The following is a 13,469-nucleotide window of genomic DNA, read 5'->3' as shown; positions in this document are numbered from 1 at the left end:
AGGGATTTGCAATGCAACTATCAATTCCGACCATCAATGGGGCCCTTGCTGCCACCTATTCCAAGCAGGCCGCGGTGGCCCAAACGTACAAGGGCCACCCCATCATCTCGTTTCCCGTTGACATTAGTGATGTGCCAGCTGGTACCCATTCACTGGCGTTCACTTTCGTTGACCACGATGCGATTCCAGTAGGTGGCTTCACCTGGATTCATTGGATTGCTGCCAATTTACCGGCAACCACGACCCACATTCCTGAAAATGCCAGTCAGACCGGTGCTATTCCGATGGTCCAAGGTAATAATTCCACAGCGGGCGCCTATGTTCACGAGACTGATCCAAAAGTTAGCCAACACTACGTCGGCCCGTACCCGCCTGACAAGGATCATCGCTATTCATTCAAACTATTTGCACTTGATACTGAGTTAGACCTCCAACCTGGATACTGGCTCAACGAATTTCATGATGCCATTGCCGGTCACGTGCTAGCAACTGCTAAAACGACGGTCATTGGCAAGGTATAACGGACACGTAATCCAGTTATTACCAATTCAACGATTCACGCCAATAATACAAAAAACGTTGTTATGGAAGTTCCCATAACAACGTTTTTTGTGATTACTGCTACGATGCTACTATCTTAAACTAAGCATTTAAGCTAAGTACATCAGAATAAAGGCAATTAATGCCGGTAAGCCCTGAATCACGACAATCGCCCGACTAACCGTAATACTGCCATAAATAGCAGCAACCATCACACAAGCTAAGAAAAATAGAGTTGCACCGGCGCTCGCAACGGCCGGAATCACAAACAAGCTGTATAAAATACCAACGGCCAAGAAGCCATTATATAACCCCTGATTTTTAAATAATAATTGCACTGACGGTGACTGTAACGTTTGCCGTGGAATTCCAAACGCTTTTGCGACCATCTCACTATCTGCATTAAACATTTCCAACCACAAGATAAATAAATGCTCAACGGCAACCACGATTGCCATAATCATTGCTGCAATGTGCATCCTAATCCCCTCCTTTTTTGGTCCTTACTTGAATTGTACCAGTTACCGATACTAAACAGTAAAAATATATAGCGTGTTGTGCTAGTTACTGTTTGGGATAAATCATGATTAAAACGTACTCTGGGTCACTGAAGCCTGTGGCCCCGCACAGGCTTTTAGACCGGAGGGGCTGGGTGACAATGCTCAGTAGCCAAATTATTCTTAGCTGGAAGTGATCTGCTTCCGGCTTAGAATAAGACTCGTATTTGAGATTGCGTAGTGGGCTTCTGCGTGAGCTCAAATCGACGTCGGCTACGTTCCAGCAATTGGCACCCAGCCCCGGAGGTCGGACTAGGACGCACACGTGCTGACGAACAACACCCCACCTAACCAGCACGTTTTAATCATAATTCATGGCCTAACTAACACAATGCGTGTCATATATTATATTTATAGCTGAAAATAGGTTAAAAAAGCAATCGCTTTGACTTAGTGATTACTATCAAATGCTAAAGGCCGGTTACTACTAGCAAACAATGTGTTTGGTAGTAGTAACCGGCCTTTATTCACATCTCATTACCAAATTAGCTTAATCTACACTTACATACCGGGCATCCAAACATCTTCGGGCTTGATGCCTTGTTCCTTCGCAAAAGCATTCCGTAAGGTGTCCATATCCATTAAATGATAAGTTTGTGGGTGTTGAGGATCATATGATTCAATTTGGGCCATCATCCCACCATCTTCATGTTCGATGATATGGCAGTGATACATGTAAACCCCTGTCAGCTCAAATTTAACCTTGATTCGCACCGTTTCGCCAGGGTTGACACCGACCGTATCCTTCAACCCATGTTCATTAGGATAAACCGGGCCATCATTCCGTGCCAAAACTCTAAACTGAGTCCCATGAACGTGGAATGGATGAACCATGCCGTTTTCAGTACTGTTGGTGTTGCGAATTTCCCAAATGGCGACATCCCCAACTTTTTGCCGAGCATCAATGCGGCTCATATCGAATTTCTTGCCATCAAGCGCAACTTCATCATCCATCCCATCCATCGTGATTGTGCGAACAGGTAAGTCCGGTGTTGGCGTTTCATCAGGAATATCAACTAAATGCTCTGGTAGTTTCGTATCATCTGGCACGAACGATTTGATCCGAAAACGACATAGTGGCGTGTCATCGGTCATCAGCGTGACTTCATCACCTGGTTGATACTGACCGAAATCAACGACAATTTCGTCCCGTTCCGCACAGGTCATCATCACTTTGGTCATATAAACCGGCGCCGGCAAAATGCCACCATCGGAAGCGACTTGCGCAAATTCTAAATCGTCATTGAAGTGCAGACGCCATTCGCGCCGGTTCGACCCATCCAAGATTCGTAGACGCACCCGCTGCGTCGTCACATCAAAATATGGGTTGACCGTCCCATTAACTAACGCCGTATGCCCTTGAACACCATCTGGATCGTAGTCCGCCCGATAATCAAATTGATTGTCATCGTGGAATTCACGGTCTTGTAATACCAATGGAATATCATCAACGCCATAATTACGAGGCAATGGTAACTGGTCTTCGACATCATCCTGAATAATCACCATCGTTGCTAAGCCTTTCCAGACTTGCGTCGCAGTCGATGGACATGGATGTGCATGTAACCAAGTCGTTGCAGCTGGTTGGTGGACTTTAAAATCAATGTGATTTGTTTCCCCTGGATAAACTGGTGCGTGGCAGCCACCATCGGTAATCGGCCCTGGCACGTTCAAGCCATGCCAATGGAAAGTCGTCAATTCTGGGAGTTTATTTTCCAAGTCAATATGGGTCTGCTTACCATTACGGAAGACGATGGTTTGACCTAGAAAGCCCGCATTATAGCCCCACGTTTTAGTCTTCTTACCAGGCAAAAACTGGGTTTCACTTTCTTGCGCCGTCACGGTGTAGTAGTCATCCGTATCCGTTTGACGGTCCGGCTTCAATAACGGCGGAATCGCTAACGGTTGTGGATCGATTTTCGGTGTAACTAGTGGAATATAGCCACCGTCATGTGTGTTGTAAGCAGGTTCATCAAAAAAATAATCAGTATAGACTTTTTTTGCCATGTTGACATCCCCTTAAATAGTTAAAATAACTTAGATTCAAAAAATGGTGACGCTTTAATACGCCACCTTCAGTTTAGAATTATTTTAAAGAAGTGTCAAACGGGATTTCAGCATTCATTTTCTTGCCATTAGGGTAAACGTGTCCACTTAAAATAGTGCCTCAACCGTATTCGTGGCCGTATCGCCCAACCAAGCATTCGTCACCAAATGATCAAAATAGCTCGTTTCAACAACGCCAGCCAAAGTTGCTAATTCAGCATTTAGAGCTGTGAGCTTAGCATATGTTGGAAAATGGCAATCAATCAACAAATTGCCATTATCAGTTAACGTGAACCCATCCCGATTATCAGCTACTCGCAGCGTCGCCTGACCGCCAAGATCACTCACCGTCCGCATGACCAATGACAACGCCGCTGGTAAGACCTCTAAGACTAACGGCGTCTTAATATCAAATTGATCAACTAGCCGGTCGCGCATCGTCAGCAGCCAATATTCATCCGCCAAGCTGGCAATAATCTTCTCATTAGCATGAATCCCACCACCACTTTTGAGCGCATTACCGTGATGATCTAATTGATCACAGCCGTCAAAAGCAATATCGACCCGATCGCAATAAGCGGTATCGACCACGGTATAACCCAGCACTGTTGCCAACTGGCGCGTCGTCGGTGACGGGGTCACGACCGTAATCTCATTCACGTGGTTAGCGGCCTCTTTGACCAGTTCACCAACCGTCGAACCACCACCAAAGCCAACCACCATCTGTGGTTTAATCAACGTTAAGGCTTGTTGTACGATTGCCTGTTTAATCGTCATATCAATTTCCTTCCATCATCATAAGATGCTTTCATCATAGCACGCGATAGCCTATTTAACTAACTTCATTGCTAGCAAAAAAATGATATTTACACAACATTTCAAGCCTGTAGGTCACCACCCGTCTTAACAACGTTTTAAAATATAATTATTGATGGCAACCTTCGTTTTTGGGGGAGAGAGGGTTACAACAATGAAGAATAAAAGCAGTGTTAAGTTAGGTCTGACAACATTAACCGTCATTATCGGGATTGCTTTGACCCCGATTGCTAACGCTAAAACAATTGCCACACCCTTTTCACGTAGTCGGTGGCCACACGCACAAGTCACTTACGTCATTCAGGCCTCGGCATACGAGCGTCACGTCTATCAAGCTGCTATTCATGCTTGGAACGCGACCGGGCACTTCAAATTTGTTCCGGGAACCACTGCTCACCATCAAGTGACACTAGGGACCAGTTCTGCTACGAACGGTCAATACTATCGGCTGGCAGGAATTACTTTTTCAACCGGCTATCCCAATGGCTATTACACGAAAGCGCAAGTGTACTTGCTGACTCGTAACTTTGCGCTCTACCACTATTCTTATTCGGATCAAGTCCATGTAGCCGAGCATGAACTAGGACACACCATCGGCCTAGAACATAGTCGTGATCGTCACAGTGTCATGTTAGCTGACAATCGTTATAACGGCATTAGCGCAGCTGATAGTGCGGCCGTCCGCACTCGTTATCGTTTACCAGTCGGCCGACTATAAGGCAAAGTTTTAGATGCAGGTTTGCCATTAATGCCTTGGGTATGGCGACCCCACTTTGGTTAACATAATCAACGCTATGCCCAGGAAGGTCGCGATGATAAATCACGACCTTTTTTACTATTTTGGGACTCGTATTGCAAAATAACCATCCTGGTGGCCAATTACAATAAACATCCGTTAACCTTATCAATAATTTATTTAGTACCACTTGTTTACAAGCTATTAGATTCCAAGCCTAACGCTACAATTCAGCGGTTTGTCCCACACTCACATCTAAGCACTAAAAAACACTTTGGTCCGGGTGTCCCCATACCAAAGTGTTTCGCTTAGCTGTGTAATAAATAACCATAGCTCCCTAAAATAACTAGTACATACCCTGTAGCCGTGACTAATGCTAGTAACATTCCACTCCCAGGCTGCCACCCGCGACGATGACAAAAAGTCAAACAGCCACTGGTTAACAACATTAGTGCAAGCGTTGCTGCGATGACCCCGAATAACTGGCCCCATTGACCTAGCAAGGCACAGCCGACACCCAGAATCGTCGCGATTACAATCACTAGCCACCGTTGCCGGTTCGTTAATTGTCGGTGCATATTCATCCCACCATATAGTTAATGCAGTCAACGTTCTGCTTAGTAAAATTTTAACATTTTGGTAGAAATTTGCCAAACGAGACAATTAACACCCGTCATTTTTTAAGCTTGTTGCCGTTTTTGTACCGACTGAGCACTCAAGACATCATCAAAAGCGTGGAACTTCTCAATAATCGTATCCGCCGAATTGCGGAACTTAGCTTGCTCAGCCGCAGTCAGAGTTAAAGTAGTAACACTTTCAACCCCATCTTTGCCAATGATTGCTGGTTGGCCCACGTATGTCTTAAAAGTTTCACTGTACGCCGACACCGGACATGCTAAGCGGGCATTCGCAAAGACCGCCTCGCTCAACTTAACTGCACAAGTCGCGATGGCAAAACTGGTGTAACCCTTGCCGGAATGAACGGCCCAACCACCATGACGAGCAGCTGCTTCTAGCGCATCCAAGTCTAGGTGGTACTGATCAACCAAGGATGTAATTGGAATACCGTTAACTTGAACCGTTGACCACGCACTGAATTGTGATTCCCCGTGTTCACCATAAACATACCCGCTAATATTTTTCGGATCACAATCAAAGGCCTCCGCAACGACCTTTTGCATCCGCGCTGTGTCCAAAAACGTCCCCGTACCGAAGACTTGTTGCCGCGATAGTCCTGTTGCCCGCTGGAAATAATGCGTAATAGCATCACACGGATTCATCGTATCGATAACTACGCCATTAAATTTCGTCGCTTTAACCTTTGGAGCGATATCTTGAACGATTTGCTTGGTATACTCAAATTCCGCCCACCGATTACCCGAAGCATGGTCTAACGCGTGAATATTCCCACTAGTGACAAACAAAATATCCGTATCGTCTAATTCATTATAATCATTAATCTTAATAATCGTGCGACTGTCTAACCGTGCCTGCGCATCTTGTAAATCTAATTGTTCCGCACGGGCCTTGGCAGCATTAGAATCAATCAAAATCAATTCATCCGCAATCCCTTTGCATACTAATGTGTAGGCAATCGTTGCACCAACGTGTCCGACCCCAATAATCGCATATTTTCGCATAAGCTAATCCTCCGTTTTAATTATTAAGATGTTATGTAATATTCTCATCATCTTTTAATTTATGTGATGATAACCTTACTGCTCGTGTTAGCAATGGTCAACCACTGAAAGCGCCTCAACTTTCATATCATTATTATGTTAAGCAAAAAACGCTAATTTCATTACTTTCAAGCCTATTTTATTTAAGATAATTAATCAGTAACGGCTAGTTTGCTAATTGTTTTCATTACCAAACTAATTGATTAACGTTAGCAATTGACTGCAAATACCCCTTATTTAGTACACCAAGACTGACTTTAATAATCATTCGCAATCTGCTAGCTTACACCATTAGTCAAATCACACGTCACAAAACATGACATTAACATCTTCATAATCGCGATAAAGGGCAATTGTAAGTTTGGTATTTAACCTAAATATAAAAAAAGAGTGCGTCACTCAATAATCAATGTTATAATTTCTAACATCAAATGGTATGGATAGGGGTTGGGAGTATGAACGCTGCAAATTCAACGTTTTTAGTTTTATCTAGTATATTGGTATTATTCATGACACCCGGATTGGCTTTTTTCTACGGTGGTTTAGTTTCCAAACGAAACGTCGTTAACACCATGTTATCCGTCTTCATGATTTGTGGGCTAGCAATTCTGTTATGGCTCGCATTTGGCTATTCACTATCTTTTTCCGGCGACCTTGGCGGTATTGTCGGTAATCTAAAAGCTACTTGGTTGCACGGTGTGGACTTAACCGCTCTCACTGCGACTAAAATTCCCAACGGTTTGTATCTCATCTTTCAAATGATGTTCGCTATCATCACACCAGCGTTATTCGTTGGCGCCGTAGTTGGTCGTATTCGGTTTAAGTTCTTGCTAACCTTCATCATCTTCTGGTCACTACTCATCTATTATCCAATGGTTCATATGGTTTGGGATAACGGCCTATTAGCTAAACTCGGTGTTATCGACTTTGCGGGCGGCACCGTCGTCCACATCAATGCTGGTATCACCGCCCTAGTCTTATCAGCCTTCTTAGGTGCTCGCCACAAGTATGGCAAAGACGCGACCCAACATTACAACATTTTATGGGTATTACTAGGTACCGCTATTTTATGGATTGGCTGGTATGGCTTCAACGCCGGCTCGGCACTCGCTATGAATGACATTGCCATCCAAGCCTTCTTAACCACAACCGTTGCTACCGCGACTTCCATGATGACGTGGATGGTCGTTGACATGCTAACGAAGGGCAAGCCAACCCTAGTCGGTGTCTGCACAGGAACCCTTTGTGGTCTCGTTGCGATTACGCCTGCTTGCGGCTACGTGACTATCTCTGGTGCTTTTTGGATTGGCCTCATTGCCACATTAACTAGTTACGGCTTCATTACGTTTATCAAACCACGCTTAGGAATTGACGATGCACTCGATGCCTTTGGTTGCCACGGCGTTTCCGGCATGATTGGCAGTATCATGACCGGTTTATTTGCAAGCAAGGCTGTTAACAATACGATTTCTCTGAACGGTCTTTTCTACGGTGGGGGGGTTAAGTTATTTGGACTACAACTACTTGCAACGGCCTTTACCATTGTCTTTACTACCCTCGTCTGCATCGTTATTATCGTATTATTGAAGCGGGTTATCAGAATGCGGGTTGACGAACAAGAAGAAGAACTCGGACTCGATCAAGGTGAACACGGCGAGGTCGCTGACTACACGGTTCAAATGAGCCACGACTTGACGAACATTCAACATCACAGTGATGAATTCCGTGGTCAGCTAGCCCAACTGCTAGATAAACAACAACGATTCCGGTAACTGAAATCATGGGCAAACCCAACAGTTGGATTCCTGCTCGTCAGCGCTGGTCGTCCCCTCCGACCTCCCGTTTCTACCAATGCGCAGCACCACAAGCGTGTGGGGTTCAGACGGAGCGAAACTAAGGATTGTCTAGCTAGGGCTTTAAGTGGCGAGTTTGGTGTCATAACGTCGCCAATCCGATTTTTTACAGTAAGCTTAAACTGGCCGTCTTGCTTTTTTAAACAAGCCCAATTCAACCATATCTGATTCCACCAATCAACAACAGCAGGTGCGCGGTAACAGGTAACGCAAAAACGTGTTGCGAGAAATCATTTCAGATCTCTCGCAACACGTTTTTTAACTCGCTAATTTTTACTTAGCAAGTATTGTACGTCGACGCTTTAACAACCGAACACCGGTAATAACAGTCGCAACTAAACAAATCCCTAATGAGACCATGAACGCAATGTGCATACCATTAATAAAGATCTCCGGATGCGCTGGTAAATATGACGTGACTTTATACCCCGCTGATTGACTCATGGCCGAATACAGCACGGTCGTTGCAACCGAAATTCCAACGATCATGCCTAATTCACGGGCTAACGCGTTAATCCCGCCAGCAACGCCCAAGTCTTTGACCGCCACTGAACTCATCACGATCGAATTATTGGGTGCCATGAAGATACCATTGCCAAATCCAACCAAGCCGACGAATAATAAGAAGAACCAAAGTGGCGTGGCTAGCCCCACAACCATATAGCCCACTTGACTGATTGAAATCAGAACCAATCCCACGAACGTTAACAATTCTGGTCCGATCTTGTCAGAAATCGTCCCAGCAATCGGGGCGACCACCACTTGTACGATTGGGAATACCATCAAGGCGTAGCCCGCATAGTTTGCTGCTAGCCCCCGAGCATTTTCTAAATAAAACGGGGCAATCACGTTAAAGAAAAAGTTCGCAATAAAAATTAATAACGCACATAAGATACTAATGCTAAAACGGGTATTCTTAAATAATTGCAGCGCTAGCAGCGGATTTTCATGGCGTAACTCGACGCGAACAAAAATAATCAGCGTCACAATTGCCACTGCAAACAAGGCTAAGATAACCGGCTGCAAGAACCCAATCTGTTGCCCGATAAACACACCTGCAAATAGTGCAACCATGAGTACGGCAAATAACCCCGCCCCGGTCTTATCCAATGGTTGTTGCGTCGTTGTAACGTCTTTTGGTAAAATCATTGCGCCTAAAATCATCGCCAAAATCCCCACCGGAACGTTGATCCAGAAAATATAGCCCCAGCTCAGGTGAGCTAGAATCAGACCACCGATGCCCGGTCCGGCAATACTACCCAAAGCAACAAATGAACCAATCATTCCGAGCGCCCGGCCACGTTCCTTGAACGGGAAAACTTCGGTAATAATCCCGTTATTCGTACTCATCGTCATGGCTGCCCCAATTGCTTGAATACTGCGTGCAATTAGTAAAAATGGCAAGCCCACACTGAATCCTGACAATAACGATCCAATAATGAATAGTAAGGACCCGATTTTAAACACCCGAATCTTACCGTAAATATCACCTAATTTACCAAATAATAACAATAACGCACAAATCACAATCAAATAAATCGAGACGACCCATTCCGCCTGGTTCATTGGAATCGCTAGATCCTTACTCATGACTGGCAAGGCAATGTTCACAATACTTCCATCTAGCGTTGACATGAACGTAAATAAACAGACTGCAACCAGTATCCACCAGCGATGCTTTTGAATTTGTGGATCAGTCGCAAACGACATTGTTTTCATCCCTTAACTTCCCCTCCATTGCGCAACTGGCGGTTAAGCCAGTCTAATTGTGCTTGGGCTCGTACCCGTTGTAACTCATTGACCATCAACGCATCTTGAATATCAGCTGCAAGCATGTGGGTATTCGTCATCACTCGTTTGTGCTGCGCTGTTAAGCGTGCGACCTGTCCCTGTGCAAATTGCTGAAAATCCAACAAAATCACTTGCTGCTGATCTCGACTTAATAAATGTAAAAAATTTAGCTTTATTTGAAACGTTAACTGCGTTTGCTTGTTGAGCGCGACTGGCGTCATAACCAACTGCCAAAATTGCATGCGACCAGCCGCTGTTATCGTGGCTAACTTTTGTGGTCGTTTATTAGTGGTCCGCTTAAATGCCAGTGTTAATTCTTCAGCCGCGGCTAACTTATCTAGCAACGGGTACAGCGCGCCAAAACTAATGGTTAATTCTGAACCGACTACGTTTACCAGCGCTTTACGCAACTGGTAGCCCGTCATCGGGTGATCCATCAACTGTCCTAAAATAAACAATTCATACATTAAATTCACCAATCTTTCGCGCTGTTAAGTATATATACCTTTTAGATATATTGCAAGGGGCTAAACTGATTTTTTAATGATGCCCATTCGTTACCAAATAACCCAGTTCACGTTTAATGCTAGATTAAAACGGCTAAACATCAGCGCTTCTCAAATCGATTTTTGGGCAAAAAAATAGCACCTCTCAGGACGACATCATCGTTCGAGGTGCTATCTCATTTAATCATCACTTATGTTTCGATTTTTTATCTTTAATAAAGAAGTACCCGAATACTAACATGACCCCAATAGTCGGTACATCTAACGGATTAAAGGGGCTCTGAAATTGCGGTCCGGCCAAAATCACCAGTATTGTGACAAAACATAGCCCAATTAACCACCACCCGTATTTTTGAAAGAAACGGATAAAGGCACTGTCTGGAAATTTGAATTTGATATATTGTAATACCAATATTAATAGCACATAGGCGACAACATTGAAGAATAGTGGCATATCCATGATATGATCCCCTTTATGCTCCATAAAAATAACCTAATGATTATAAGTAATATAATTCGATTGTTGAAATACCGCAAAAAATCAAACGTCATTTAACCCACAATCAACTCATAAATTGTTTATTGAAGTTTAGACCTTTTCCTTTCAAATCGGTAGTACGGTCAGCCCAAGTTCGTCTCCTCGAATCACAGCATCTGTGTCCCCCAGTCCGAATAACGCGCGACGCTGTGTTGTACTTTACTCCAACCAAAACCGTCTTAAATTCACGTAAAAAAATGGGTGATTGCCATCGCAATCACCCATCGATATTAATGTTAACTTAATGCAACCACTAACCTGCCGCCATCACTTACTATTGAATAAGACCGACTGACTTTTAATGTAATGATTGACTGGATGTAACAGTACTGTCGGATTCTCAATCGCTGAAGTAACCGAGTGACCCGAAACGTTCACTAGCGCAAAGAATAAGAATAGGACAATTGCCACTAACATGACGAGCTTGGTGCCAATCGTCATCTTTTCTGGCAAGATTTGCTTATATAGCGTCCGATGAACTTGACGGCTAACCGCCTGCTTACTCTTATCGCTATCCTTAGCCTTTTCTTCAACTAGTTGTCGTTCATAAGCGGCAATATCAAAGTCCGCTTGTTCCTTCTTCTTACCGACCTGATACTTCTTACGATAAGCCGCCGTTTGCGCTTTGAAGTCCTTAGAAAATTTCCGGTAATGATCAACAGTTTCCTTGGTCTCGCCGACTTCTAAAAGATCCCCAAAGTGCATCCACGCAACCCGGTCACAGAGTAATTCCACTTGCCGTAAATTATGGCTGACAAAGATAATGGTCTTCCCTTGCTTCTTGAATTCCATAATCTTATCCACACATTTTTGATAGAAGGTGTCATCACCAACTGATAATGCTTCATCAATAATCATGATGTCGGGATTGATATGCACCGCAATCGCAAAACCTAACCGCGAGCGCATCCCAGTCGAATAGTCCTTAACTGGTTGACCAATAAAATCACCAATATCCGCGAAATCAACAATATCATCACGAACCGCTTGGATCTCTTTAATACTCAACCCTTGCATGAGTCCTTTCAACCGAATGTTTTCATCACCAGTCAAATTCCACTTTAAGCCGGCCCCGATTGAAATAATGGACGTATCACCGTGCACATCCACCGTCCCAGTCGTTTGAGGAATGATTCCCGAAATAATATTCGAAATCGTTGACTTACCAGAACCGTTGATTCCGATAATCCCCAACGCTTCACCTGGTTTAACGTTTAAGCTGACCCCTTTTAGCGACCAAAACCGCGGGACATCAACATTACCAATGTTAAAAAAGTGTTTTAACTTATCGTTGTTACTACGATATAAATCATATTCTTTAGTGACATTATGCAATTCAACCTTATATTGATTTTCCATCAGTTCCGCCTCCTAAATCAAATCCACAAAGTTCGAACGGAACTTGTTATAGAGATACGTTCCAGTCAGAATCACAACGAGATTGAAGAGCCAAAAGACAATCGTCAACGTGATATTAGGCTGTTGCCAGATCCAACCACGATTAAGCAACGATTCCCGCATTCCGTTGAGCACGTAGTAGAACGGATTTAGTTCTAGTAGGCGCACAAAAACGGCGGGGAAGTTGGACGTTGTAAAGTTAAATAGCACCCCACTCATATAGAACAGCATCCGTAATACGGATTGAAGCGTGATATGCCAGTCACGAATCAGAACACTGACCGTGGCATTGAAAATCCCAAGTGAATACATTAATACGATCATGCAACCAAAGTAGTAGATAAATTGAATCCATGCAATTGAGGGCCAAATACCATTAACGAACATCAGGAAGATTCCAAAAGCAATCATCGTCCAGAAACTATATAAGTTACCATAAATTTTAATTGACGGTAATACGTTGACTGGGAATTTCATCTTTGAAACTAACCCAACCTGACGGTAAATGCTAGAAGACGCGTCCAGCGTCGTTTTGTTCATGTATAACCATGGTGCAATCCCAACTACCATCCATGGCAAATACGGGATTCCTGGCATCGGATCGCCACGTTTTAACGCGACCCCAAATACTAAGTAATAAATTCCGATTTGAATCAGCGGGTTTAGAAATTCCCACGCTAACCCAAGGTAATGGCTTTGATATGTGGCCCGATCATCATACTTCGCCATTCGCCGAATAATCTTGAAATTGGCGAACTGATCGCCAATCGTCTTAAACATCGTAAACATAGTGCACTCCTTAAATGTATGTCGCAACACGATCAAGCGCCTCTTGAAAGGTCATGACAGATTTACGGTCAAGGTGAACCGCAGCTTACATTATAACGATAAACTAGACGAATAGCATCGAAAATAACATTTTTTATTAAATATTTACTTCTTATCAGCCGGCACTTATCGTTTGGCATCATTGTTCAAGCAACAAAGAAAGCCCTTACTATTTTAAACA

Annotated in this window: 13 protein-coding genes; 3 read left to right on the top strand and 10 right to left on the bottom strand. The window is 43.8% G+C overall.

Annotation, left to right across the window (positions count from 1 at the left end):
• The first annotated feature begins 11 nt into the window (after nucleotides 1–11).
• Nucleotides 12–521, top strand: coding sequence for a YbhB/YbcL family Raf kinase inhibitor-like protein (locus LP667_RS01545; RefSeq protein WP_003641932.1), 510 nt, complete (start codon nucleotides 12–14; stop codon nucleotides 519–521).
• A gap of 129 nt (nucleotides 522–650) precedes the next feature.
• On the opposite strand, the gene LP667_RS01540 is transcribed toward LP667_RS01545, so the two are convergent.
• From LP667_RS01540 to rpiA, 3 genes are all read right to left on the bottom strand, one after another.
• On the bottom strand, nucleotides 651–1,019 hold the full coding sequence (locus LP667_RS01540) for a DUF1304 domain-containing protein (protein WP_021731949.1): 369 nt from the start codon (nucleotides 1,017–1,019) through the stop codon (nucleotides 651–653).
• A 579-nt stretch (nucleotides 1,020–1,598) separates the two neighbouring features.
• Nucleotides 1,599–3,104, bottom strand: a complete 1,506-nt coding sequence (locus LP667_RS01535) for a multicopper oxidase family protein (RefSeq protein WP_021731950.1) — start codon at nucleotides 3,102–3,104, stop codon at nucleotides 1,599–1,601.
• 147 nt (nucleotides 3,105–3,251) lie between these two features.
• Nucleotides 3,252–3,920: a ribose 5-phosphate isomerase A gene (gene rpiA, locus LP667_RS01530; RefSeq protein ID WP_021731951.1), complete on the bottom strand. Its 669-nt coding sequence runs from the start codon at nucleotides 3,918–3,920 to the stop codon at nucleotides 3,252–3,254.
• A gap of 193 nt (nucleotides 3,921–4,113) precedes the next feature.
• Between rpiA and LP667_RS01525 the strand changes: the two genes are divergently transcribed.
• Nucleotides 4,114–4,677, top strand: a complete 564-nt coding sequence (locus LP667_RS01525; protein ID WP_021731952.1) for a M57 family metalloprotease — start codon at nucleotides 4,114–4,116, stop codon at nucleotides 4,675–4,677.
• Between the two features lie 326 nt (nucleotides 4,678–5,003).
• Here LP667_RS01525 and LP667_RS01520 read toward each other — a convergent pair whose 3' ends face one another.
• Nucleotides 5,004–5,273 carry a hypothetical protein gene (locus LP667_RS01520; protein ID WP_021731953.1) on the bottom strand — a complete coding sequence of 90 codons (270 nt, stop codon included), beginning with the start codon at nucleotides 5,271–5,273 and terminating at the stop codon, nucleotides 5,004–5,006.
• A 102-nt stretch (nucleotides 5,274–5,375) separates the two neighbouring features.
• Entirely contained in the window at nucleotides 5,376–6,335 is a 960-nt protein-coding gene (locus tag LP667_RS01515; protein WP_021731954.1) for an L-lactate dehydrogenase, read from the bottom strand.
• Between the two features lie 494 nt (nucleotides 6,336–6,829).
• On the opposite strand from LP667_RS01515, the gene LP667_RS01510 reads away from it, so the two are divergent.
• A complete protein-coding gene (locus LP667_RS01510; RefSeq protein WP_021731955.1) occupies nucleotides 6,830–8,146 on the top strand; it encodes an ammonium transporter in 1,317 nt (438 codons plus the stop codon).
• A 354-nt stretch (nucleotides 8,147–8,500) separates the two neighbouring features.
• Here LP667_RS01510 and LP667_RS01505 read toward each other — a convergent pair whose 3' ends face one another.
• The 5 genes from LP667_RS01505 to LP667_RS01485 all read right to left on the bottom strand — a co-directional run bounded on the left by LP667_RS01505 (nucleotide 8,501) and on the right by LP667_RS01485 (nucleotide 13,249).
• Nucleotides 8,501–9,946, bottom strand: coding sequence for an MFS transporter (locus LP667_RS01505; RefSeq protein ID WP_021731956.1), 1,446 nt, complete (start codon nucleotides 9,944–9,946; stop codon nucleotides 8,501–8,503).
• Nucleotides 9,943–10,485: a PadR family transcriptional regulator gene (locus LP667_RS01500; protein WP_021731957.1), complete on the bottom strand. Its 543-nt coding sequence runs from the start codon at nucleotides 10,483–10,485 to the stop codon at nucleotides 9,943–9,945. The genes LP667_RS01505 and LP667_RS01500 overlap by 4 nt, the downstream gene beginning before the upstream one ends.
• A 226-nt stretch (nucleotides 10,486–10,711) precedes the next feature.
• A complete protein-coding gene (locus LP667_RS01495; RefSeq protein WP_021731958.1) occupies nucleotides 10,712–10,984 on the bottom strand; it encodes a hypothetical protein in 273 nt (90 codons plus the stop codon).
• Nucleotides 10,985–11,329: 345 nt separating this feature from the next.
• Complete coding sequence (locus LP667_RS01490) at nucleotides 11,330–12,421, bottom strand: ABC transporter ATP-binding protein (RefSeq protein WP_021731959.1); 1,092 nt, start codon at nucleotides 12,419–12,421, stop codon at nucleotides 11,330–11,332.
• Nucleotides 12,422–12,433: 12 nt separating this feature from the next.
• Entirely contained in the window at nucleotides 12,434–13,249 is an 816-nt protein-coding gene (locus LP667_RS01485; protein WP_021731960.1) for an ABC transporter permease, read from the bottom strand.
• Nucleotides 13,250–13,469 lie beyond the last annotated feature (220 nt).

This window comes from Lactiplantibacillus paraplantarum, from assembly GCF_003641145.1.
GTDB classification, from domain to species: Bacteria; Bacillota; Bacilli; order Lactobacillales; family Lactobacillaceae; genus Lactiplantibacillus; species Lactiplantibacillus paraplantarum.
The sequence above is the reverse complement of the archived record's forward strand: the minus strand, read 5'-3'. Positions and strand labels throughout refer to the sequence as shown.